Origin of the sequence: Bradyrhizobium manausense (genome assembly GCF_018129685.1) — a bacterium.
Lineage (GTDB): Bacteria > Pseudomonadota > Alphaproteobacteria > Rhizobiales > Xanthobacteraceae > Bradyrhizobium > Bradyrhizobium manausense_D.
Genome location: NZ_JAFCLG010000001.1, coordinates 500,141 through 521,188 on the forward strand (window position 1 = coordinate 500,141; position 21,048 = coordinate 521,188).

At 64.1% G+C, this 21,048-nt stretch carries 19 protein-coding genes; 6 read left to right on the forward strand and 13 right to left on the reverse strand.

Annotated elements, in window-relative coordinates; genetic code table 11:
* Positions 1–8: 8 nt before the first annotated feature.
* On the reverse strand, positions 9–827 hold the full coding sequence (locus JQ621_RS02445; protein ID WP_212232821.1) for a hypothetical protein: 819 nt from the start codon (positions 825–827) through the stop codon (positions 9–11).
* A gap of 185 nt (positions 828–1,012) precedes the next feature.
* Between JQ621_RS02445 and JQ621_RS02450 the strand changes: the two genes are divergently transcribed.
* Positions 1,013–1,579, forward strand: a complete 567-nt coding sequence (locus tag JQ621_RS02450) for a helix-turn-helix domain-containing protein (RefSeq protein WP_212232822.1) — start codon at positions 1,013–1,015, stop codon at positions 1,577–1,579.
* 57 nt (positions 1,580–1,636) lie between these two features.
* Here JQ621_RS02450 and JQ621_RS02455 read toward each other — a convergent pair whose 3' ends face one another.
* From JQ621_RS02455 to JQ621_RS02465, 3 genes are all read right to left on the reverse strand, one after another.
* Positions 1,637–1,828 carry a hypothetical protein gene (locus JQ621_RS02455; protein ID WP_212232823.1) on the reverse strand — a complete coding sequence of 64 codons (192 nt, stop codon included), beginning with the start codon at positions 1,826–1,828 and terminating at the stop codon, positions 1,637–1,639.
* A 97-nt stretch (positions 1,829–1,925) separates the two neighbouring features.
* The gene (locus JQ621_RS02460) at positions 1,926–3,911 is read right to left on the reverse strand and encodes a primary-amine oxidase (protein WP_212232824.1); all 1,986 of its coding nucleotides are present in this window, start codon (positions 3,909–3,911) and stop codon (positions 1,926–1,928) included.
* Positions 3,912–3,926: 15 nt separating this feature from the next.
* Positions 3,927–5,123 (reverse strand): serine hydrolase domain-containing protein, encoded by a 1,197-nt coding sequence (locus JQ621_RS02465; protein WP_212233778.1) that lies wholly within the window; start codon positions 5,121–5,123, stop codon positions 3,927–3,929.
* Between the two features lie 176 nt (positions 5,124–5,299).
* Here JQ621_RS02465 and JQ621_RS02470 point away from each other — a divergent pair, with 176 nt between their 5' ends.
* A complete protein-coding gene (locus JQ621_RS02470; RefSeq protein ID WP_212232825.1) occupies positions 5,300–6,274 on the forward strand; it encodes a helix-turn-helix domain-containing protein in 975 nt (324 codons plus the stop codon).
* A gap of 147 nt (positions 6,275–6,421) precedes the next feature.
* Here JQ621_RS02470 and JQ621_RS02475 read toward each other — a convergent pair whose 3' ends face one another.
* Together JQ621_RS02475 and JQ621_RS02480 are read right to left on the reverse strand one after the other, a co-directional pair.
* On the reverse strand, positions 6,422–7,897 hold the full coding sequence (locus JQ621_RS02475; RefSeq protein WP_212232826.1) for a DASS family sodium-coupled anion symporter: 1,476 nt from the start codon (positions 7,895–7,897) through the stop codon (positions 6,422–6,424).
* Positions 7,898–7,997: 100 nt separating this feature from the next.
* Complete coding sequence (locus JQ621_RS02480) at positions 7,998–8,804, reverse strand: enoyl-CoA hydratase/isomerase family protein (protein ID WP_212232827.1); 807 nt, start codon at positions 8,802–8,804, stop codon at positions 7,998–8,000.
* Positions 8,805–8,925: 121 nt separating this feature from the next.
* On the opposite strand from JQ621_RS02480, the gene nthA reads away from it, so the two are divergent.
* From nthA to JQ621_RS02495, 3 genes are read left to right on the forward strand one after another with little or no spacing between them, the layout of a single operon-like run.
* On the forward strand, positions 8,926–9,561 hold the full coding sequence (nthA, locus tag JQ621_RS02485) for a nitrile hydratase subunit alpha (protein ID WP_212232828.1): 636 nt from the start codon (positions 8,926–8,928) through the stop codon (positions 9,559–9,561).
* Positions 9,558–10,217, forward strand: a complete 660-nt coding sequence (gene nthB, locus JQ621_RS02490; protein ID WP_212232829.1) for a nitrile hydratase subunit beta — start codon at positions 9,558–9,560, stop codon at positions 10,215–10,217. Before nthA ends, nthB begins: the two co-directional genes overlap by 4 nt.
* Complete coding sequence (locus JQ621_RS02495) at positions 10,217–10,594, forward strand: nitrile hydratase accessory protein (RefSeq protein WP_212232830.1); 378 nt, start codon at positions 10,217–10,219, stop codon at positions 10,592–10,594. Before nthB ends, JQ621_RS02495 begins: the two co-directional genes overlap by 1 nt.
* 123 nt (positions 10,595–10,717) lie before the next feature.
* On the opposite strand, the gene JQ621_RS02500 is transcribed toward JQ621_RS02495, so the two are convergent.
* Positions 10,718–11,722, reverse strand: a complete 1,005-nt coding sequence (locus JQ621_RS02500; protein WP_212232831.1) for an alpha/beta fold hydrolase — start codon at positions 11,720–11,722, stop codon at positions 10,718–10,720.
* A 200-nt stretch (positions 11,723–11,922) separates the two neighbouring features.
* Complete coding sequence (queC, locus tag JQ621_RS02505; RefSeq protein WP_212232832.1) at positions 11,923–12,636, reverse strand: 7-cyano-7-deazaguanine synthase QueC; 714 nt, start codon at positions 12,634–12,636, stop codon at positions 11,923–11,925.
* Positions 12,637–12,763: 127 nt separating this feature from the next.
* Here queC and mazG point away from each other — a divergent pair, with 127 nt between their 5' ends.
* The gene (mazG, locus tag JQ621_RS02510; protein WP_212232833.1) at positions 12,764–13,582 is read left to right on the forward strand and encodes a nucleoside triphosphate pyrophosphohydrolase; all 819 of its coding nucleotides are present in this window, start codon (positions 12,764–12,766) and stop codon (positions 13,580–13,582) included.
* A 95-nt stretch (positions 13,583–13,677) separates the two neighbouring features.
* Here mazG and mgtE read toward each other — a convergent pair whose 3' ends face one another.
* The 5 genes from mgtE to JQ621_RS02535 all read right to left on the reverse strand — a co-directional run bounded on the left by mgtE (position 13,678) and on the right by JQ621_RS02535 (position 20,867).
* Entirely contained in the window at positions 13,678–15,042 is a 1,365-nt protein-coding gene (gene mgtE / locus JQ621_RS02515) for a magnesium transporter (protein WP_212232834.1), read from the reverse strand.
* Between the two features lie 199 nt (positions 15,043–15,241).
* Complete coding sequence (gene hflX, locus JQ621_RS02520; protein ID WP_212232835.1) at positions 15,242–16,636, reverse strand: GTPase HflX; 1,395 nt, start codon at positions 16,634–16,636, stop codon at positions 15,242–15,244.
* An 11-nt stretch (positions 16,637–16,647) separates the two neighbouring features.
* Positions 16,648–16,896 (reverse strand): RNA chaperone Hfq, encoded by a 249-nt coding sequence (gene hfq / locus JQ621_RS02525; RefSeq protein ID WP_007591126.1) that lies wholly within the window; start codon positions 16,894–16,896, stop codon positions 16,648–16,650.
* A gap of 237 nt (positions 16,897–17,133) precedes the next feature.
* Positions 17,134–18,504, reverse strand: coding sequence for a nitrogen assimilation response regulator NtrX (gene ntrX, locus JQ621_RS02530; RefSeq protein WP_212232836.1), 1,371 nt, complete (start codon positions 18,502–18,504; stop codon positions 17,134–17,136).
* A 17-nt stretch (positions 18,505–18,521) separates the two neighbouring features.
* Positions 18,522–20,867, reverse strand: coding sequence for a sensor histidine kinase (locus tag JQ621_RS02535; protein ID WP_212232837.1), 2,346 nt, complete (start codon positions 20,865–20,867; stop codon positions 18,522–18,524).
* Positions 20,868–21,048: the final 181 nt, after the last annotated feature.

Genomic DNA, 21,048 nt, shown 5'->3' on the forward strand with positions numbered 1-21,048 from the left:
GGCACGCTCTAGCGCAGCGGCAACTGCTCCAGCTGGCTCTGTGCTTTCTTCACCGCCGCCGCGAACCAGCTCTGGTTCGGCGCCTCCTTGGCGAAGCATTTTGTGTAGGCCTCCATCGCCCGGTCTTCCTTGGCCATGGAGTCCTCCGGCACTTTCTTCGCCATCATCTGCTTCCAGACTTTTTCGCAAGCCGGGATCTCTGCCGTCTTCACCGCGTCGGTCGCGGCGAGGAAGAACACCCTCTCGCCCTGGATGGCGACCACGTCGATCTCGTGCGGTGCTCCCTTCAGGTCGCCATTGCCGCGTATGCCGAGCACGGCCACGGCCGCGCTGACCGATGCGGGTTTGGTGATCGACAGCTCCGCATATTTGGCAAAGGCCGAGTCCTGGATCGCCTGATAGTAGAAGCGGTCCGACTTGAACGCGGCATCGATCTCCTGCGGCATGCCGTCCTTGCCATGCTCGTGCAGCCAGTGTTTGAGCAGTGAGGTCGTCGTCACCACGGCTTGCTGCTTGTCGCCTTCAGTGGCGAATCCAAGCCCGTCGAGATGGCCAAAGCCGATGTCTTCCCTGAACAGCGTGTCGACGTTCGACTTACCTTCGGCCGGCAGCCCCTTGATCGTCACCGGTCCCACCAGCCCGCGTAGCACCCCGGTCAACTCGTCGAGCGCGGCGTCGTGCTGCTTGGACGTTTCGTCGCTCTCCTTGGCCTTCGAGAACTTGGCGATATAGCGGTCGCGCAGATCGAGATAGTGCTGCTCGGAAGAAGCCGCGTGTGCGGGCGCGGCAAAAAAGGCGAGCAGGCAGAGCAAGGCAAGCGATCTCATCGGGAATTTCCGGACGGCTGGGGACGATATCCAATCTTGGTGGCGATGACGGGCCGGAAGGTTCATCCCCTGCGGCCGCCTGCTCCACCGCAGAACCAATCCTTCACCATGCCGGTCAGGTTCAATTGAGCACGGGGACCCCCAGAGGTAGAATCGGCGACTGACTTTTCCGGGGGGCGACGTCCATGAGCGAATTGCGCGCGGCGACCAGGCAATCCACGGCGAGGACCGGGATCATCGAGTTCGACGGCGCAAGGGGACCCGTGAGCATCCCCTGCACCATCGCTGATGTCTCCGGCACCGGCGCGCGGCTGAAGCTCGATTGGTCGCTGGCGTTTCCGAAACAGGCCACGCTGATTTTCACCGACGGCCTGCGCAAGCCCTGTCATGTGGCCTGGCAGAAACGACGGCTGCTCGGCGTCGCATTCGCTGACGGCATTGCGAGCCTGGACGAGCAGGCCCTGATGATGACCGAGGAAGAGCAGGCCCTGCACAGGCGGCATATCGGCGCGCAGGTCAAGGGCGCGCGCGAGGCGCGGGGCTACACCGAGGCCCAGATTGCGAACCTCGTCGGCGTCTCGCCCGAATTCGTTGAACGCGCCGAACGGGGCGAGATCAGCATCCCTCTCCACCAGCTCACCCATATGGCCGATCTGTTCCTGGTTGACCTCGACAGTCTGGTCGCTGGCCCGGCGTCGATCGGATCGCCGTCGGTTGAGTGGCTCGGTGCTGCCACCTGCCCGCCTCGCTAGCTGCGCGAGATTTCGCTGTCCATTCCGGCCTTCAGCACCGTGGCCCGGCTGGAGAGCTCAATAGTGCCCGGCCAAATGGATCAGAAGCTGAACCAAGGAGGCGCCGCCGATCGGCGCGATCAGCAGCAGAAGCGCATTCACGCCGATCAACCAGACCAATACCTTCTGTTCCCGCATGGAGAGACGACGCCGGGGAGGATCGGGCCGCGGGTCTTCCGGCGGCCAATAACCGGGCAGATCGACGAACATCTGGGCTCATTCCTCTGGCCGCTGAACGGCGGCAAGCCAAGCCACGAGCCTTGCAACAGCAAGCGCTTGCGTCAAGCAGGAACCCGCGCGCCCGGCTCTAGTGGCAACATGATCCGCCGCCATCCTTCTGCCCGCCCGCGAGCACACTGCGGCTGTTACGGTCCGGCGGGATGTCGCCCGCGGCATTGGCTGCGAAGAAACCGGTCGGCTTCAGCATGAAGCCGGCATATTCGACCGGCATGATCGGAAAATCCTCGGGCTTGCAGATGTGGGTGTGGCCGAACGAGTGCCACAGCACGATGTCTGTATTCTCGATGTTGCGGTTCTGCGCGGCGTAGCGCGGCAGGCCGTCGCCGCCGGCATGGTTGTTGGGATAATCGCCGCTGGCGTATTTCTCGTCCTTGTCGAAGGCCGTGACCCAGACATGTTTGGTGGCAAAACCGCCGCGCTTGCGCACGTAGCTGCCCTCCTGCGCCAGCATCAGCGGGCTCGGATTGACCACGAGCTTGTAGGCGGGTGCATTGCCGACCGAATTGATCTCGTTCGGGTTGCTGATCTTCCAGAACCGGCCGGTCTCGCCATTGGCAATGCAAGCAGCATCGCGCTCACGTGAGAGCACGCGCGTCGTGGTGTCGAACACGTTGCCATGCGGATTGTCGCGACCCCAGGGCCGCGGCACGAACTCATGTTCGCTGACGGTGTTGCCGCCGCCGTCGAGATCCATGTGCATGCGCACGTTGAAGAAGTGCTGGTGCGTTGGGCCGCCAAGATTGTCATCGACCATGCCGCCCCATTGGTACTTTTCGCCTGATGGCACGGCGGCCGTCTGGATGATGCCGGTGAGCTTGGTCTCGAGCTGGATCGTGCCGTCCTGGTAGAGATACCAGTAGAAACCATAATCGTAGTTTCCGACGGTGGCGAAGAACGAGATCACCAGCCGCCGCGATCTGCGCACCTCGAACAGGCCGTTGCGGAATTCGTAGTGCTTCCAGGCAATTCCGTAGTCTTCTTCATGCATGCAGATGGCGTTCTGCATCACGAAGGGATTTCCATGGTTGTCGGCGGCCGGCACGTCAAAATAATGGATGTGGCCGAGGCAGTCGCAGCCGAGCTCCAGCGCATTGGCGAGCATGCCGAGCCCGTATTCGCCGGCGTCGAACGCCGACTTCCAGAAATGGTTGGCGGTCGGATCGGCATAGGGCACCACCATTTCGGTGACGCTGGCGCGATGGATCAGCGAGCGCTTGCGCGCGCCGTCCTGATAGGCGAGCTGGTGCAGCACCAGCCCCTCGCGCGGCGTGAAGCCGACGCGAAAGCTCCATTTCTGCCAATCGACCTTCCATCCGTCGACCTGGAAGCTCGCCCCCTCGGGCTGCTCGATATGCAGCGGCTTGATGTCGGTGCGCGGGCTCGTGACTTCATGGGCGCCATAGTTCCGCTTCTTGCGCGGGATCGGGACAACGGGGTCTTCGTCGGTGAGGTGGAGCACCTTGCCGCTGATCAGGTCGACGACGGCGACCACGCCCTCGATCGGATGGGCATAACCGTTGTCCTGGAGATGCTCGCGAAAGAAGCTGACGGCGCGAACGATGCGGGCGCCGCGCTCATATTCGAAATCGAAGAAGCCGGACGAGAATGGGTCGACCTGGACCAGCTCGATATCCTTGTCGGTCAATCCGCGCCGAACCATCGCCGCGCGCCAGCCAGGATCGGCCTTGACCACGGCCTCGCACTTGAAGAATTCCTCGAGCATCACCGATGGCTGCCCGTAGGGCGCCTCGCGGTTCGGAATGACCTTGCGGGCAACGATCTCGCCGCGGCCGAGATCGACGATGTGCTCGATCGCCTCGCCCGTCACAACGTCGAGCGTCAGCGCGAAAGCGTGGCGCGATGTCCCGCCCGCGGCCAGCTCCTGCTTGGTCGGCTCCTCCAGCCGCACCGTCGGGAAACGGCAGTTCTCCGGCGATGTCGCGGCCGCGCGAACCAGCGCGCAGGCCGCCGTGATCTCCTCCGCGGTCAGCGGATCGAGCGGATGCGGCGGCGCGGTCTGCGTTGACGGCTTGGCTTTGACGGTATCGAGCATGATGATGTCCAGATGTCAGCGCGGGGCAAGATGCGTCGCGATGGCGCGGAAGGCCGCGAACCAGCGTTGGTCGATCGGAACGTCCATCGCCTTGGGCTGCGTCGCGAGCTTGACGATGACGGTGTCGGAGTCGAGATCGACATGGAGGTGCTGGCCGTGGATCCCGATCGCCGTCAGTGCGTTGCGCGCCGGATCGATCGTGAACCACTTGCTGCGATAGCGCGCGCCCGGAAAGAACTCGGCGAGGTCGCCGTCGGCCCAGGCCTTGGGGTCTCCGTTCTCTCTGATATCGTCGATCCACCAGCCCGGCACGACCTGCCGTCCCTCCACCACGCCGCGATTGCGCATCATCTCGCCGAACCGCAGCAGGTCGCGCGCGGTGACGGAGATACCGCCCGCCAGGCGGCCCATGCCATGGCTGTCGAGCGTTAGCGAGCCGTCCTCCTCGGCGCCCAGGGGCTGCCAGAGACAGTCCGAGAGGATTCGATGGTAGGGCATGCCGCAGGCGCGCTCATAGACCCAGCCGAGCACCTCGGTGTTGGTCGAGACGTAGTGAAACACCTTGCCATGCGGCTTGCCGGTGCCGCGGAGCGTTGCGAGATAGGCGCGCTGATGGCCGGGCTCGACGCCTGATGGCGGCACGTCCCAGCCCGAGGCGAAGCGGTAGCGCGCGACGTCCCCGGCGGGATCCTCATAGTCCTCCTCGAACTGGATGGCGACGGCCATGTCGAGAAGGTTGCGGACCGTGCAGGTGCCATAGACCGAACTCTCGAGCTCCGGCACATAGCGCACCACCCTCGCCTCCGGATCGACCAGCCCACGCGCGGCCAGCACACCGCCGAGCGTGCCGGCGATGGCCTTGCTGATCGAGCAGATCAGGTGCGGCGTGGTCACGCTCATGCCGTCGCCATACCATTCGTGGATCAGCGTACCCCTGTTCATCACGAGCAGCGCATCGGCGAAGGTCTCGCGCAGCGTCGCTTCGATCGTGGTCTTGATGCCATCGGGGGCGGTGAAGGCGAGCTTTGCCAGCTCGCGCGGCGCGCTCGTTATCTTCGTCGGCTGCGCGGAGCGGCGGATCTCGGCGGTCGGCAACACCTCGCGCGTGTGGGTGAAGCCCCAGCGGATGGCTGGAAAGCTGCGCCAGTTGGCGCGCGTGACCTGGGCCTCGAGCGAAGGCGGGCTGCCGCGCATGATCTCGGTCGGTCGCATCTTCATCCCTCCGCTGGCCCGGCTCCGATGCCGGAAATGGCACCGACGAAGACTGCACCCGGGCGCCCCAGCGCGTTATCGAATTCCCGCAATATTTTGCTGGACAGCACCCGTGGCCGTGCCAGTCTGGTGTCATTCCTGCTGGTTGATCGGCGACCGGATTCCGACGGACCGTCATGGCCTTGAGCGCAACTCTTCCGATTCAGGACTCGCCTGCCAGCCTGTTCCAGGCGAGCAGCAGGGATGTGGATGAGCATTGCGCCGCGCTCGGCCGCTGGCGGCTGTGCTACGACCAGATCAGCGCGGGTGCGTTCACTGGCAGCTTTACCCAGCTTTCACTGCCCCGCGTCGAGGTATTCCGCGAGATCACCAGCCAGCAGGTTCGCCAATACGGCCAGCTCGGCGCCGACAGCTTTGGCATCGGCCTGCCCTGGCACGGCGACGGCGAGGTCAATTGCAACGGCGCCAGCGTCGCCGGCAGCCAGGTGATCACCTGCATCGAGGCCGAGGTCGACATGTGCACGCCGAGGGCGTTCGAGTTTCGAGGCATTGTCACCAGCGCAGCGCTGATCGAGGAACTCGCCGCTATCCTCGACATCGAACTGCCGCGGGCGGTCTGGCACCAGTTGCGCGCGATGGAGATGGCGCAAGCGCCGGTCGCGCGGCTGCGTGCGCATCTTGCCGCGATCCAGGAGACGGTCACGACCGCGCCCGAGCGCTTCGACGATCCCGCCAGCCGTCAGGCGCTGGAAGATGCCCTCCTCGTCGAGATCATGGACATGCTGCCGACGGCGCGTCCCACCGATCCCGGCCGCAGCGCTGGGGCGCGCAAGCGCACAGTGGACCGCGCTCGCGCGTTGATGCATGGCAGCGGCGACCGCGCCCTCTCGCTGCTGGAGGTCTGCAAGGCTGTCGGCGCCAGCCCGCGCAAGCTCGGCTATTGCTTCCAGGAGGTGCTGGGCACGAGCCCGATGCACTATTGGCGCGCGATGCGGCTGAACCGGGTGCGGCGGGCTCTCAAGCGCGGCGATGAGACGTCAGTCTACGACGTCGCCGTGCAGCACGGCTTCTGGCACTTCAGCCAGTTCTCGCTGGACTACAAGCGCCACTTCTCCGAGCTGCCCTCGGAGACGCTGCGGCGTGCCAGATAATCGCCCGATGGCAACGCTGCACCGCGGCAGCGCCGTTTCCATTCTTTCTTGCAATTTCAGATATTTGCGAGGGATTGGACGAAGTCTTCCCAATCCCCCGCCAGGGAAGAAAATCCTCCTGCCGACGGTATCATCCCGGGCCGAAGCTCACCGGACCATGGATAGCCAGGGCATCACGATCAACAGCAGTCCGGCGAAATAGAGCACCCCGAAGATCAGGCCAAAGCCCCAGAACTGGCCCTTCCCGATATAGCCGCTGCCGTAATACATCGGCGCCGGTCCGGTGGCGTAAGGCGAGATCACGCCCATCAGGCCGAGCGAATACATGCAGAGCATCGCCAGCGTCGTCACCGGCAGATCGGGGATGCCGGAGCCGACCGCAAGCACCACGGGCAGCACCGCGGCGGCATGCGAGGTGATGCTCGAGAAGAAATAGTGGATCCAGAAGAACAGCGCGACCAGCAGGATCATCGCCGTCGACGGCGTCAGCCCCGACAGCGGCTTTGCGAACTCATTGGCGAACCATTTGATGAAGCCGATCTCGTTGAGGCCCGAGGCCAGCGTCAGCAGCGAGGTGAAATAGAAAAACACCTCCCAGGCGCCCTTCTCGCTGACGATGTCGGCGAACTCGATCACGCCGGTGAGCAGCATCAGCGAGATCACGATGAACACGACGGTGGTGGCGTTGACGAAGTTCGCACCCAGCAAGGGCACGTGAATGTCCGGGCTGGAGCCCGCGATCCACAGGAACATCGCGAGCACGATCAGCACCAGCATGATCCACTCGTTGCGCGACATCGGGCCCATCTCGCCGAGCTCTTTGGCCGCCCATTCCGAGATTTCCGGACTGCGCTTCACCTCCGGCCGGCAGATAGCGTAGCTGAGCAGGGGAACGAGGATCATCAGCAAAATGCCGAGCGGCGCGAAGCCGATGAACCATTGGCCCCAGCTGACATCAACGCCGACGGTCTTCTTGGCGATCGCAAGTGCCGCTGCATTCGGTGCGAGCGCGGTGAAGAACAGCGAGCTTGTGATCGCGGTCGCCGCGAATGCGGTCCACATCACATAGGTGCCGATCTTGCCGGCGGTCGGCCCCGGCTCGGAGCCATAGATGCGCGGGATGTTGCTGATGATGGGATAGACGATGCCGCCGCTGCGCGCGGTGTTGGAGGGCGTTGCCGGCGCCAGCAGGAAGTCGGACATCGCGACCGCATAGCCGAGGCCGAGCGTGTTGGTGCCGAGGCGCCGCACCAGCACCAGCGCGATGCGCCGGCCGAGCTGGCTCTTGCGGTAGCCGATCGAGAACACGAAGGCGCCGACGATCAGCCAGACCGTGCTCTCGGCAAAGCCGGCGAGCATCCAGCGCAGCGACTTATTGGGATCGGGGTCGATATAGCCCGCGACTCCCGCGACGGTCAGTCCGATCAGGCCGACCGCGCCGACCGGCATCGATTCCAGGATCAACCCGGTAATGACGGCGGCGAAGACCGCAAAATAATGCCACTGATTGACATTGAGACCCGCCGGCACCGGCCACAGATAGATCGCGAGCCATACCACCAGCGGTGCGATCAACTTCCAGCGAAAGCCTTTCGCCTCAGGTGCCTGCGAACTGGCGGTCATACGCCCTCCCCTCAATCGACTTCCAATAGCCCGTTGGCCGGGCCGTTTGTCCTCGGGCGGCGTATACGGATTGTCCGTGCCATGATCAATGGTCGGAGGTCTACCGTCCCCTGAAGCGCGGCTTGCGGCGGCCCAGGAACGCCTCGACCCCTTCCCTGTGGTCCTCGCTGAGGCTTGCGAGCGCGAACTGATCCAGATCCATATGGCTGGCGAGATCGTCCAGCACATGGGCGAGCCGGTTGACCGTCAGCTTGGTCATGGCAACCGAGAGCGGCGGCTGCGCGGCCACCTTGCGGGCCAATTCCATGGCGGCGTCGAAGGCCCTGCCGGGATCGACGACCTGCTCCACCAGGCCCCATTGATAGGCTTCGTCAGCGCCGATGCGTTCATCGGCCAGGATCACCGCCTGCTTGGTGCGGGCAGGTCCGATCAGATGAAGCATGCGCGGAATGCTCTGCCAGCTCATGTTCATGCCGAGCCCGATCTCCGGCACGCGCAAATGCGCATCGCTCCCCATGACGCGGAAGTCGAGCGCGACCGCAAGCGCCACGCCGCCGCCGATGCAAAACCCCTCGATCGCGGCGATCGTGATCTGCTCCATCTCCTGCCAGGCATGCGTCAGGCGTGGCCCGAGCTTGAGATGCCGCCGCAACGCGCCGAGATCCATCTCCTTGCGGGCGCGTCCTTCGGCATCCTTCAGGTCGAAACCGGCACTGAAGGCGCCCGGATTCCCCGTGAGGACCACGACGGATGTTGCTGCGTCATCCTCGAAACCGCGCGCCGCCGCCGTCAGCTGTCGCATTGCCTCCGGCGACAAGGCATTGATGCCGTCATGACGGTCGAACCGCACCACGGCGATCCGCCCTTCGGGCCCGAGGCCCTTCTCGATCTTGACGATGTCTTTCATGGGCGCCTCCGAACCTGGTGTTCGCCTGATCGTAGCGCACAAGCGGCGTCACGCATACGTGGCCGGATTGCGCTGCAACGAAGGCTCGACAGGCGGGGAACGATTCGCTTAATCTTTGACCATGAGCAGCGATCACGACCACCATCATCATCACGACCATGATCATTCGGAATTGTCCGAAACCGAGCTGCGCGTGCGCGCGCTGGAGACGGTTCTGACCGAAAAAGGCTATGTCGAGCCGGCCGCACTCGACGCCATCATCCAGGCTTACGAGACCAAGATCGGCCCGCATAACGGTGCGCGCGTCGTCGCCAAGGCGTGGACCGATCCGGACTTCAAGAAGGCGCTGCTGGAGGACGGCAGCAAGGCGATCGGCACGCTCGGCCACGTCAGCCGCGTCGGCGACCATCTCGTCGTGGTCGAGAACACGCCCGAGCGTCACAACATGGTCGTGTGCACGCTGTGCTCCTGCTACCCCTGGGAAATGCTGGGGTTGCCGCCGGTATGGTACAAGGCCTCGCCCTATCGCTCGCGCGCGGTGAAGGATCCGCGCGGCGTGCTCGCCGATTTCGGCTTGACCTTGCCGAAAGACATCGAAATCCGGGTCTGGGATTCCACCGCCGAGACCCGCTTCCTGGTGCTGCCGATGCGGCCCGCAGGCACCGGAGGCTGGAGCGAGGAGCAGCTCGCTGACCTCGTCACGCGCGACTCCATGATCGGCACCGGCTTCCCCAGGACGCCCGGGGCGCCGTCGTGAACGGCGTGCACGACATGGGCGGCATGGACGGGTTCGGCAAGGTCGAGCCCGAGGCAAACGAGCCTGTCTTCCACGAAGAATGGGAATCCCGCGTGCTCGCCATGGTGCGCGCGATGGGCGCGGCCGGCGCCTACAACATCGACACGTCGCGCTTCTATCGCGAGACGTTGCCGCCCCATGTCTACCTCTCGAGCTCCTATTACAAGAAGTGGTTCCTCGGGCTCGAGGAGATGCTGATCGAGAAGGGCTATCTCACGCGGCAGGAGGTTGCCGCCGGCCATGCGATGACGCCCGGAAAGGCGCTCAAGCACGGCAAGTTCGATCTCGCCAATGTCGAGCGCATCATGGTGCGCGGCAAGTTCGGCCGGCCCGCGCCGGCGGCGGCCAAATTCAACATCGGCGATCGCGTTCGCGCGAAAAACATGCATCCGGCCACGCACACGCGGCTGCCGCGCTATGTGCGCGGCCATGTCGGCGTGGTCGAACTGAACCACGGCTGCCACGTGTTTCCTGACACGGCGGCGATGGAGCTCGGCGAGAATCCGCAATGGCTCTACACCGTCGTGTTCGAAGGCCGCGATCTCTGGGGCGCGGATGGCGATCCGACGCTGAAGGTCTCGATCGACGCGTTCGAGCCCTATCTGGACCCGGCGTGATGAGCAGCACGGCCGCGGCCGCCGCCACTGCGGCGATTCCAGGCATTCCGCGCGATGACGACGGCCCGGTGTTCCGCGCACCCTGGGAGGCGCAGGCCTTTGCCATGGCGCTGACCCTGCACGAGCGCGGCGTATTCACCTGGCCCGAGTGGGCCGCGGCGCTGGCCGACGAAATCAAGCGCGCGCAAGCTGCCGGTGATCCTGACACGGGCGAGACGTATTACCTGCACTGGCTCGCCACGCTGGAGGGCCTCGTCGCACGCAAGGGCGTCGCGTCGATGGACACGCTGCATCGCTACCGCGATGCCTGGGACCACGCCGCGGATCGCACGCCGCACGGCCAGCCGATCGAGCTGCGGGACGAGGATTTTGGCTAGTGCGTGATGACTTTTCTTCGAATCTTCATCCGGCTCTATGTTTTTGTTGGAGCATGATCCCTCGAGTCGCGCCCGAGGGCATGCTTTTCGGAAAACCGACAACTCGGTCCGGATGATGCTCCGTCAGCCGTGATCCGGCAGCGATTTAAGAAATTCCAAGAGCGCGGCGTTGACCTCTTCAGGCCGCTCCTGTTGGGTCCAATGACCGCAGCCTGCCAGCATCTTGATGCCGCGCAAACCGGGAACGAGGTTTTTGAGGTTGGCGAGCACCTGTTCCGTGCCGGGAAAGGAAATCACCAGGTCGTGATCGCCGGCCATGAATAACGCCGGCACCGAAACCCGCAGGCCCGCCATCGCGCCGAGCAGCTCCCAGTTTCGATCGATGTTGCGATAATAGTTCAGGCCTCCGCGAAAGCCGGTTCGCCTGAATTCCTCTCCATAAAAGTCGATATCCTTTTCGGTCATCCAAGACGGCAATGCTGCCATTGCGCCAGAACCTCGCAGTAATTCACCGCCGTTCGGGACCATCGCGAAATTTTCTGACGGCCCGCCGCTTGCCTGAGCGGCTCGTGCGAGCGCCACACCATCGCCCGACCCGGCAAACAGCAGGTTGCGTAACGTGGTCCGCGGATCGCGCTCGAACTCTGCTTCGGCGAGTCCTGGCTCCTGGAAGTAAAGCATGTAGAACCGCGCGTTTTCCGTGCGCGGCATGAGCGCGGTTCGAAGCGACATGCCCCGTGGATAGAACGGAACGCTCATGGCCACCACAGCCCTGAAGCGGTCCGGCCGCAGCAGCGCCGCCTGCCAAGCGACGATAGCCCCCCAGTCGTGACCGACAATTGCCGCCTTCTCCGCCCCGAGCGCGTCGAGAACGCCGACCATATCGCCGACGAGATGAAACAGCGTGTATTTGTCGATCGCCTCGGGCGCGTCGCTCTTGCCATAGCCGCGCATATCGGGGGCTACGGCATGGAAGCCGGCTGCGGCAAGGGCGCCCAATTGATGTCGCCACGAGTACCAGGATTCCGGCCAGCCATGGGCCAGCAATACGGCCGGTCCTTCGCCCTGCTCAGCGATATTGAGGTGGATCCCATTACTTTCGACAATTCGTTGCTTCGGCTCGCTCATCTTTCCCTCTTGCTCGATTGTGACTGCAGATGCTTCTGCAGACAGCCTGTCGAACGAGCGAGAGACGGAACGACATCTCCAGGATAAATTAATTACCTTTTGGGCGCGCCGGAGATCCTGCTCTGCGGCGACCTGCGTCTTTTTTGTAACTGAGCTTCTCGGCGTGTACGCTTTCGCGGGCTATGACACCATTTCCTTGGCTACTTTCCCGCGACGAACTCCCGCCACCCCTTCGCCCGCAGGCTACACGCCGGGCACTCGCCACATCCGTACCCCCAATCATGCTGCGCGCCGCGTTCACCGAGATAGCAGGTGTGAGACTGCGCGCGGATGAGATCGACCAGCGCGTCGCCGCCGAGGTCATGCGCGAGCTTCCATGTCGCGGCCTTGTCGATCCACATCAAGGGCGTGTGCAACTCGAACGTCCTCGCCATGCCGAGCGAGAGCGCGGCCTGCATGGCGCGGATGGTCTCGTCGCGACAATCGGGATAGCCGGAATAGTCCGTCTCGCACATGCCACCGACGATGTGGGCGATGCCGCGCCGATAGGCCAGCGCCGCCGCAAAAGTCAGGAACACCAGATTGCGGCCGGGCACGAACGTGTTGGGCAAACCATCTGCGCCCATCGCAATTGCGACATCGCGCGTCAGCGCAGTCTCGGACACGGCTGCGAGCGTCGGGATCGACAACGTGTGGCTGTCGCCAAGCTTTTCCGCCCAATCCGCGCGCAGGCTCTTGATGCCGTCGAACAGCTGGTCGCGGCAGTCGAGCTCGACGGCATGACGTTGCCCGTACGCGAACCCCAGCGTCTCCACGCGCGCGAAGCGGCTGAGCGCCCAGGCGAGGCAGGTGGTGGAATCCTGACCGCCGGAGAACAGCACCAACGCGGTTTGTGATGAAAATGCGTCACTCATGGCCCGCGCTTTAGCACTGTGGAATGGATCAGCCAATCGGTGGAAATCGGCCTGTTCCGGTGCACCGCGCTGGGAACGGCGGCCCGCTTTTGGCATAAGGTTTCGGACCCAGGAGACTGCCCCCGCAATGACCCCTTCCCGCGACATTTCCCGCCTGATCGAGATCATGGCGGCGCTGCGTACGCCGGTGACCGGCTGCCCCTGGGACCTCGAACAGGATTTTTCGACCATCGCGCCCTACACGATCGAGGAGGCCTATGAGGTGGTCGACGCCATCGACCGCGGCGATCTCGACGACCTGCGCGAAGAGCTTGGCGACCTCCTGCTGCAGGTGGTGTTCCACGCCCGGATGGCCGAGGAGCAGAACGCGTTTGCCTTTGGAGATGTCGTCGAAGCCATCACGCGAAAAATGATCCGGCGCCATCCCCACGTCTTCGCCGACAAGGAGGGCAATCTCGCCTCCTCCCACGTCAAGGAAGTCTGGGACCGCATCAAGGCCGAGGAGAAAGCCGAGCGCGCCGCGCGACGGCCGCCGGAAGCTGCGCCGAAGCACAAATCGCTGCTCTCGGGCGTGAAGGCCGGCCAGCCCGCGCTGACCCGCGCCATGGAGCTGCAGCGCAAAGCCTCGACCGTCGGGTTCGACTGGAACGACCCGCGCGCGGTGTTGCAAAAGATCCGCGAGGAAGCCGACGAGATCGAGGCCGCACTCGACCGCAACGACAAGCAGGAGATCGCGGAGGAGACCGGCGACCTGATGTTTGCGTTGGTCAACCTCGCCCGCCATGTCGACGCGGATCCCGAAGCCGCATTGCGCGCGACCAACGCGAAATTTGAACGGCGGTTTGCCTATATCGAGCGGGCGCTGGAGGCGCAGGGGCGCACGCTGGAGCAGGCGTCGCTGGCCGAGATGGATGCGCTGTGGAATGCCGCGAAGACGGAGGCCTGACACGAGGACGCGCAGGGGACATCAGGCAGAACCGGAAGCCGCCGCGCCGGCGCTCGAGACGGCTCGACGGCGCCCTCGCTGAAGCAACGCGCCTCTCAGAGCAACGTGCCGCGGAGAATAACGGCAGCGACACCGAAATAGATGACGAGCCCCGTGACGTCGACCAGGGTTGCCACGAACGGAGCGGACGCGCTTGCCGGATCGAAGCCCATCCGCTTGAGGATGAACGGCAGCATCGATCCTGACAGCGATCCAAAGGTCACGATCCCGACCAGTGCAGCGCCGACTGTCACGGCGACCAGGCCCCAATGCGGGCCGTAATCGAACAAGCCGAGAGTCTGCCAGAGCGTGATCCTGACGATGCCGATCACGCCGAGAATGGCGCCGAGTGTCATGCCGGTGGGCAGCTCGCGAAGGGCAACGCGCCACCAGTCACGCAGCCGCACCTCATGAAGCGCGAGCGAGCGGATCAGCAGCGAGGTCGCCTGCGATCCGGAATTGCCGCCCGAGCTCATGATCAAGGGGATGAAGAGCGTCAGGACGATCGCCTTCTCGAGCTCGCTTTGGTAGCTCTGCATCGCGGTGGCCGTCAGCATTTCCGACAGGAACAGCGCACACAGCCAGCCGCCGCGCTTCTTGATCATCTCGACAAAACTGATGCGCAGATACGGCTCATCGATCGCTTCCATGCCGCCGAATTTCTGGGCGTCCTCGGTCGATTCCTGGACGATGGCGTCGATGACGTCGTCGACGGTGACGATGCCGAGGATGTGGCCGGGGCCGTCGACGACGGCGACCGCGAGCACGTCGTAACGGGAAATCAGCCGCGCCGCCTCCATGCGGTCGGCTTCCGGCGCGACCATCAATGGCCGCCGCGCCGGCGCGGCCGTCAAGACGTTGGCATGGGGATCGCCGGAGATCAGGCGGCGCAGCGGCACGGCCTGGATCAGCGTCTTCGTGACAGGATCGACGACGAAGATCGAATAGACCGTCTCGCGGGTGCGCTCGACCATGCGAATGTGATGCAGCACCTGGGCAATGGTCCAGGTCGAGGGCACGCTGACGAACTCGGTCGTCATGATGCTACCCGCACTGCGCTCGGGATAGGCCAGCAGCCCGGAGATGACGTTCCGCGTCTCCGGATTGAGCCCGTTCAGCAGCGTGGTGCGCAGCGGCTCGATCAATTCCTTGAAGATGTCGGCGGCGCGGTCGTCGGAGACGCCGGACAGCAGTGCGACCGCCGTTTCCGTCGGCAGTTCCGCGATGATTTCGCAGGTGTTGGCAAGCCCCGGCAGATCGAGCACCTCGATTGCCTTTTCGGCAGGCAAGGATCGCAGGATGGCTGCAGCCTTGTCCGGCTCGAGGGCATTCATGGCCTCGACGATGTCGGGAGCACGCTCCAGGGAGAGATCCCCGGTTCCGTTGCCGGGCCTTTCACCTGCTTCGGTCGCATTCTGCATGATCGTCCCTCACCTCAACGGTCCGAAAGGGCAATGGACCAAGGCGCCGTCGAATTCAAACAGAAAGTGCGGCAGGCTGTCACACCTGCTCGGCGTCATGCTGGTGTCATCTGAGGTGTTGGCGGGAGCCAGGTTGGTCGGCTCGCGATCGCAATCCACCGGCAGGTTGCCCGCGAAGCGGCGGCCAATTGAGCCTGCCTTACCCCTCCTGCGGCTCCGCATCGAAGCGATTCATCACGACATCGCGCTTGGTCTCGTCGACACGCACGGTCATGTCGAAACGCTCGCCATGCAGCTGCTTGTTCAGGATCTCGGCGTTGCGGTGCAGCCAGGAAATGCCGGCGCCGTCGGAGGCCGCGATCGAGAGATTGAGCGTCATGCGCTTGGTTGCCAGACGATTCTCGATCGCCGTCAGGAGTTCATCGATCCCCTCGCCTGACACGGCCGAGACCAGCATGGCCGGATGATCCTCCGGCCGGCGTGCGGCGATATTCAGAAGCTCCTCGCGCTGCTCTGCATTGTAGCGGTCGATCTTGTTCCAGACCTCGATAATGCGGCCGCTATCATCAGGGTTGATACCCAGCTGGCGCAGCACGGCATCGACGTCGCTTTGTTGCGCCTCGGCGTCCTCATGCGAGATGTCGCGAACATGCAGGATCACGTCGGCTTCGAGCACCTCCTCCAGCGTGGCGCGGAAGGCGGCGACGAGCTGCGTCGGCAGATTGGAGATGAAGCCGACGGTGTCCGACAGCATCGCCTTGCCACCATGCGGCAGCGTCAGCGCGCGCAGGGTCGGATCGAGCGTTGCGAACAGCATGTCGGCAGCCTGCACGTCGGCGCGCGTCAGGCGATTGAACAGCGTCGACTTGCCCGCGTTGGTGTAGCCGACCAGCGCGACCACGCGATACGGCACGCGCCGGCGGCCGGCGCGATGGAGCCGCCGCGTCGCCTGCACCTTCTTCAGCTCGCCTTCGAGCTTGGTGATGCGCTCCTGGATCAGGCGGCGGTCGGCCTCGATCTGCGTCTCGCCGGGGCCGCCCATGAAGCCGAAACCGCCGCGCTGGCGTTCGAGATGGGTCCATGACCGCACCAGGCGCGAGCGCTGGTAGTTGAGATGAGCAAGCTCGACCTGGAGCGAGCCTTCCTTGGTCTTGGCGCGGCGGCCGAAGATTTCCAGAATGAGCCCGGTGCGGTCGAGCACCTTGGCATGCAATTCCTTCTCGAGGTTGCGCTGCTGGATCGGCGCCAGCGCGCAATCCATCACCACGAGCTCGACGTCGAGGCTCTTTGCCAGAGCGGCGATCTCCTCGACCTTGCCCTTGCCGATATAGGTAGCGGGCCGGATCTGGCTGATTGGCGCGAGGATGGCATCCGCGATCACCAGATCAATCGCGCGCGCAAGGCCTGCGGCTTCATCGAGCCGGGCCCCGGCGTCACGCAAAATTTGACTGGAAGAGCCATGACTCTCCGATTGCGCCTCGGCACTTCCCGCGCGCGCACGCAAATAGGGGCCGATGACAAGCACCCGCCCCGTCTGTTTAGCCCCTGCCGGCCGCGAACGGTCGGCATCCCCGTCGAAATTTCGGGGGTCCAATCAGGTCACTCTCAAGCCGGCTGATCCTCGCCGCCTTCGAACAGCTGGATCGGAGCGCCCGGCATGATGGTCGAGATCGCGTGCTTGTAAACGAGCTGCGAGTGACCGTCGCGCCGAAGCAGCAAACAGAAATTGTCGAACCAGGTTACGATGCCCTGGAGCTTCACTCCGTTGACCAGAAAGATCGTCAGTGGCGTTTTGGTTTTGCGAACGTGATTAAGGAAGGTGTCCTGCAGGTTTTGTGCGCGGTCTGCCGCCATTGTTTTTTTCTCGCTTTGAGTTTCTTGTTATTGCGCCGGTCGTGGCCCTGTTCTGAGCATTTGGGCCTTCGTCCGGTCGCCGTCCCTCATGAGATCCCCCTCGGAGGAACAGCTGCTCGATTAGAGGACAGGTCGGGTTATTAGGCAAGCCGCTTGAGGCGGCAGACCCCGACGGTTTTCTCCGAAAAATTACGGAAACAGATGATTTTTCTTGGAAATCCCAGAGGACGTCGGGCGCTAGCCGACGCCGAGCGCCTTCAATTTGCGGTGTAGCGCCGACCGTTCCATGCCAACAAACTCGGCCGTTCGAGAAATATTTCCTGAGAAACGGCTGATCTGGGCAATCAAATAGTCGCGCTCGAACACTTCGCGGGCCTCCCGCAGCGGCAGGCCCATGATGTGCTCGCCATTGTTGCTGGTCGGCATCGCGGGCACCATCGAGCCCACGTCCTGCGGCAGCATATCGGCGGTGATGATCACCTCCGGACCGCCGGCGGCGAGAATCATGACTCTCTCAACATTGTTGCGGAGCTGACGCACATTGCCGGGCCAGACATGCGATTGCAGCACCGCCATCGCGTCCTGGCCGATCTGCCGCTTGGGCAGGCCGCTGCCGGCCGAGATCTGTTCCATGAAATAGTCGATCAGTTCCGGGATGTCCTCGCGTCGCTCCGACAGCGCGGGCACGCGGATCGGCACCACCGAGAGGCGGTGATAGAGATCCTCACGGAAATGACCGGCGGCGATCTCCTCTTCGAGATTGCGTGCGGTCGACGAAATGATGCGGACGTCGACCTGCACCTTGGCGGTGCCGCCGACGCGCTGGAACGACTGCTCGACCAGCACGCGCAGGATCTTGTTTTGGGTCTCGCGCGGCATGTCCGCGATCTCGTCGATGAACAGCGTGCCGCCATGGGCCTCCTCGAGCGCACCGGGTTTGCGCGGGTGCTCGCCGTTGGACTGCTCGACGCCGAACAGCTCGTGCTCCATCCGTTCGGGCGTGATCGCGGCCGCGTTGATGACGACGAACGGACCGTCGGCGCGGCCCGAGGCCATATGCAGCGTGCGCGCGGTCAGCTCCTTGCCGGCGCCGGCGGGGCCGACGATCAGGATGCGGCTGTTGGCTTTGGCCGCGCGCTCGATGGTCTGGCGCAGCTGGTTCATGCTCGGCGAGCGGCCGACAAGCGAGCTTGCGCTCGGCGCAAGCTGCTTCAGCTCCTTGACCTCGCGCTTGAGACGCGAGTTCTCCAGCGCTCGGTTGGCGACCAGGATGAGCCGGTCCGCCTTGAACGGCTTCTCGATGAAATCGTAGGCGCCGCGCTTGATCGCGGCGACCGCGGTTTCGATGTTGCCGTGACCGGAGATCATCACGACCGGCAGGTCGGCATTGTCCCTCTTGACCTGCTCCAGCAGCTGCAGGCCGTCGAGCTTGGAGCCCTGCAGCCAGATGTCGAGGAACACCAGATGCGGCCGTCGGTTGGCGATTTCGGCGAGTGCAGAATCGCTGTCGCGTGCGGTCCTTGTGACGAAACCCTCGTCTTCGAGAATGCCCGCGACGAGATCCCGAATATCGGCCTCATCATCGACAATCAGAATTTCACTTGCCATGGGTCGCGCCTGTCTTGTCAGATGCCTGTTGCGGCTTCGATTTTCGTTGAATCATTGGTCTTTTCAGCCGGCTCTTTGGTTTCGACCGCCGGGTCTTTTGTTTCTGGCGCCGGGTCGGCTCCATCGGCCTTCTTGGCCTCGCCGGAGATCGCAAAGCGCATCCGCATCCACGCGCCGCGCTGGCCTTCGCGGAAATCCGAGGCGTCCTTCAGCTCGATGCGGCCGCCATGGTCTTCGAGCACGCGGCCGACGATGGCAAGTCCAAGGCCCGTGCCCTTGGCGCGGGTCGTCACATAGGGCTCGAGCAGCCGCGAGCGCGCGACCTTGGGCAGACCGATGCCGTTGTCGATGACGTCGATCAGCACGTCCTCACCCTCGCGCGACACCACCACGTCGATACGCCCCCTGCCCCCGTCTTTGCCGAGTTCTTCCGGCGGGACCTGCTCGATCGCCTCGGTCGCGTTCTTGACGATGTTGGTGACCGCCTGCGAGATCAGCCGGCGGTCGAACTGGGCGCGCAGAGGGTCCTCTTTGAACTCGGCCTCGATATCGAGCTCGGGATGCGCGACCTTCATCAGGAATACCGCCTGCCGCACGGTGTCGGCCACGTCTTCGCCTTCCATCACGGGCTTGGGCATCCGCGCAAAGCGCGAGAACTCGTCGACCATGCGCCTGATGTCGTCGACCTGGCGCACGATGGTGTCGGTGCACTGCTCGAAGATCTGCTTGTCCTTGGCCTCGGTGATGTCCTTGCCGAATTTGCGGCGGATGCGTTCGGCCGAAAGCTGGATCGGCGTCAGCGGGTTCTTGATCTCGTGCGCGATACGGCGCGCGACGTCGCCCCAGGCCGAGGTGCGCTGCGCCGAGACGAGCTCGGTGATGTCGTCGAGCGTGATGATGTAGCTGTCGTGCGGCTGGTTCTTCTCGGCGCTGACCCGAACCGAGAGGTTGCGCTCAGTGCCCTCGCGCGTGATCGTGATCTGGCCCTGCACCAGCCGCTGGGCCCCTTCCCGCGACGCCTTCATCATCTCGTCGAGCTCGGGCAGCACGTCGGAAAGCGGATGGCCGAGCGTCTCGGCCTCGGAATGCCCGATCAGCTTCTCGGCGGAGCGGTTCAGGATGCCAACGCTGCCCGAGGCGTCGACGCCGATGATGCCGGCGCTCGCCGAGGACAGCACGGCCTCGATGAAGCGGCGGCGGCTGTCGATGAGGTCGCTGGCGTTGACGAGCTCGTCGCGCTGGCTCCGCAGCTCCTGCGTCATCTTGTTGAAGGTCTCGCCCAGCTGGGCGAGATCGCCCTCCGATTGATGCACGGGGACCTTCACATGGAGGTCGCCGGTCGAGACGGTCTGGGCCGCGTTCATCAGCCGCCGGATCGGCGCCACCAGCGAATTGGCGAAGTTGAGGCCGATCAGTACGGAAGCCATCAGAATCGTGAGCGCAATCACCGCGAACATCAACGCAAATGCGACCTGGATGCCGAGCCGGCGCGACTCGATCTGGGCGTATTCGGCGACGCTGATCTCGGTCTGGTTGACCTGATTGACGACGTTCGGGTCGAGCGGGCGGGCGACATACAGGAACGTATCGCTGAAGGCGCGCAGGCGGATCACGGCAGCGACGGAGCTTGCGTCCGGAAGGATCGCGATCTCAGGCTCGGACTCCTTGACATTGCTGAGGAACTCCGGCGCGGGCGGCGAATAGGTCAGCCGCATGCCGGTGTCGGCGGACTCCAGGATATTGGTGCTCTTGTCGATGATCATCGCGCCCGGCAGGTTGCGGGAGGCGGCGCTGGCCGTCAGCATTTCGCGAAACGATCGCCGATCCTGATCATAGAGCGGCCGTGCATGGGCAATGTCGTTGGCCATGCCAAGAATGTCGCCCTGGATCAGCTGCGCATGGTCGTTCATGTAGGCCCGCGCGATCGTCAGCGAGTTCTGGATCACTTCCTTGGTCGGACCCGAGAACAGCCGGTCGAGACCGCGCTCGATCGTGACGTTGGCGACGACGGCGACCAGCACCGCCGGCAGCACGGCCACGATCGAGAACAGGCTGACGATCTGGACGTGGAGCCGCGCCGCGGCCCGGCCCCGACGCCTGGCCAGGATCAGCTGCCAGAGCTCGCGGACGATGATGCCGACAAGCAGCAGGATCGTGCCGGCGTTGATCAGGTAGAACGAGCGTACCACTTCCGGCGTCGGCTCGATCTTGGTGAGGCCCGTCAGGACCAGGAAGGTGAGGAACGCGGAGAGCAGTGCCAGCGCCACCGCAAACGGAGCCAGCCAGCGTCGCGCCGACCAGCGCCGGGGCTCTTCAGCTGGGGCCGTGTCAAAGGATGCGGCCGAGGTCTCTGCGCTGGTCATTCCGGCAATGGGTGCTGAAAACGGGGTCCGCTCGGGGGCGGATACTGATGTATTCGTACCACATTGTTGCCAAATTGCGACAATTCCGCGGCGCATTCGCCGCGACGGGCGGACGCATCCACAGCGGATCGCACCGGCCTTGCCGACCCCCGGCGGAACAGAACCTGGCCATTCCGGCTTG

What these genes read in the sequence shown, in the direction of transcription:
- JQ621_RS02455 (WP_212232823.1), bottom strand. Translation starts at nt 1,828, where the DNA reads ATGTTCGTCGATCTGCCCGGTTATTGGCCGCCGGAAGACCCGCGGCCC.
- JQ621_RS02465 (WP_212233778.1), bottom strand. Translation starts at nt 5,123, where the DNA reads ATGCGACCGACCGAGATCATGCGCGGCAGCCCGCCTTCGCTCGAGGCC.
- JQ621_RS02475 (WP_212232826.1), bottom strand. Translation starts at nt 7,897, where the DNA reads ATGACCGCCAGTTCGCAGGCACCTGAGGCGAAAGGCTTTCGCTGGAAG.
- JQ621_RS02460 (WP_212232824.1), bottom strand. Translation starts at nt 3,911, where the DNA reads ATGCTCGATACCGTCAAAGCCAAGCCGTCAACGCAGACCGCGCCGCCG.
- JQ621_RS02535 (WP_212232837.1), bottom strand. Translation starts at nt 20,867, where the DNA reads ATGACCAGCGCAGAGACCTCGGCCGCATCCTTTGACACGGCCCCAGCT.
- JQ621_RS02495 (WP_212232830.1), top strand. Translation starts at nt 10,217, where the DNA reads ATGAGCAGCACGGCCGCGGCCGCCGCCACTGCGGCGATTCCAGGCATT.
- hfq (WP_007591126.1), bottom strand. Translation starts at nt 16,896, where the DNA reads ATGGCGGCAGACCGCGCACAAAACCTGCAGGACACCTTCCTTAATCAC.
- nthA (WP_212232828.1), top strand. Translation starts at nt 8,926, where the DNA reads ATGAGCAGCGATCACGACCACCATCATCATCACGACCATGATCATTCG.
- mgtE (WP_212232834.1), bottom strand. Translation starts at nt 15,042, where the DNA reads ATGCAGAATGCGACCGAAGCAGGTGAAAGGCCCGGCAACGGAACCGGG.
- queC (WP_212232832.1), bottom strand. Translation starts at nt 12,636, where the DNA reads ATGAGTGACGCATTTTCATCACAAACCGCGTTGGTGCTGTTCTCCGGC.
- JQ621_RS02450 (WP_212232822.1), top strand. Translation starts at nt 1,013, where the DNA reads ATGAGCGAATTGCGCGCGGCGACCAGGCAATCCACGGCGAGGACCGGG.
- JQ621_RS02470 (WP_212232825.1), top strand. Translation starts at nt 5,300, where the DNA reads ATGGCCTTGAGCGCAACTCTTCCGATTCAGGACTCGCCTGCCAGCCTG.
- mazG (WP_212232833.1), top strand. Translation starts at nt 12,764, where the DNA reads ATGACCCCTTCCCGCGACATTTCCCGCCTGATCGAGATCATGGCGGCG.
- JQ621_RS02500 (WP_212232831.1), bottom strand. Translation starts at nt 11,722, where the DNA reads ATGAGCGAGCCGAAGCAACGAATTGTCGAAAGTAATGGGATCCACCTC.
- JQ621_RS02445 (WP_212232821.1), bottom strand. Translation starts at nt 827, where the DNA reads ATGAGATCGCTTGCCTTGCTCTGCCTGCTCGCCTTTTTTGCCGCGCCC.
- JQ621_RS02480 (WP_212232827.1), bottom strand. Translation starts at nt 8,804, where the DNA reads ATGAAAGACATCGTCAAGATCGAGAAGGGCCTCGGGCCCGAAGGGCGG.
- ntrX (WP_212232836.1), bottom strand. Translation starts at nt 18,504, where the DNA reads ATGGCAAGTGAAATTCTGATTGTCGATGATGAGGCCGATATTCGGGAT.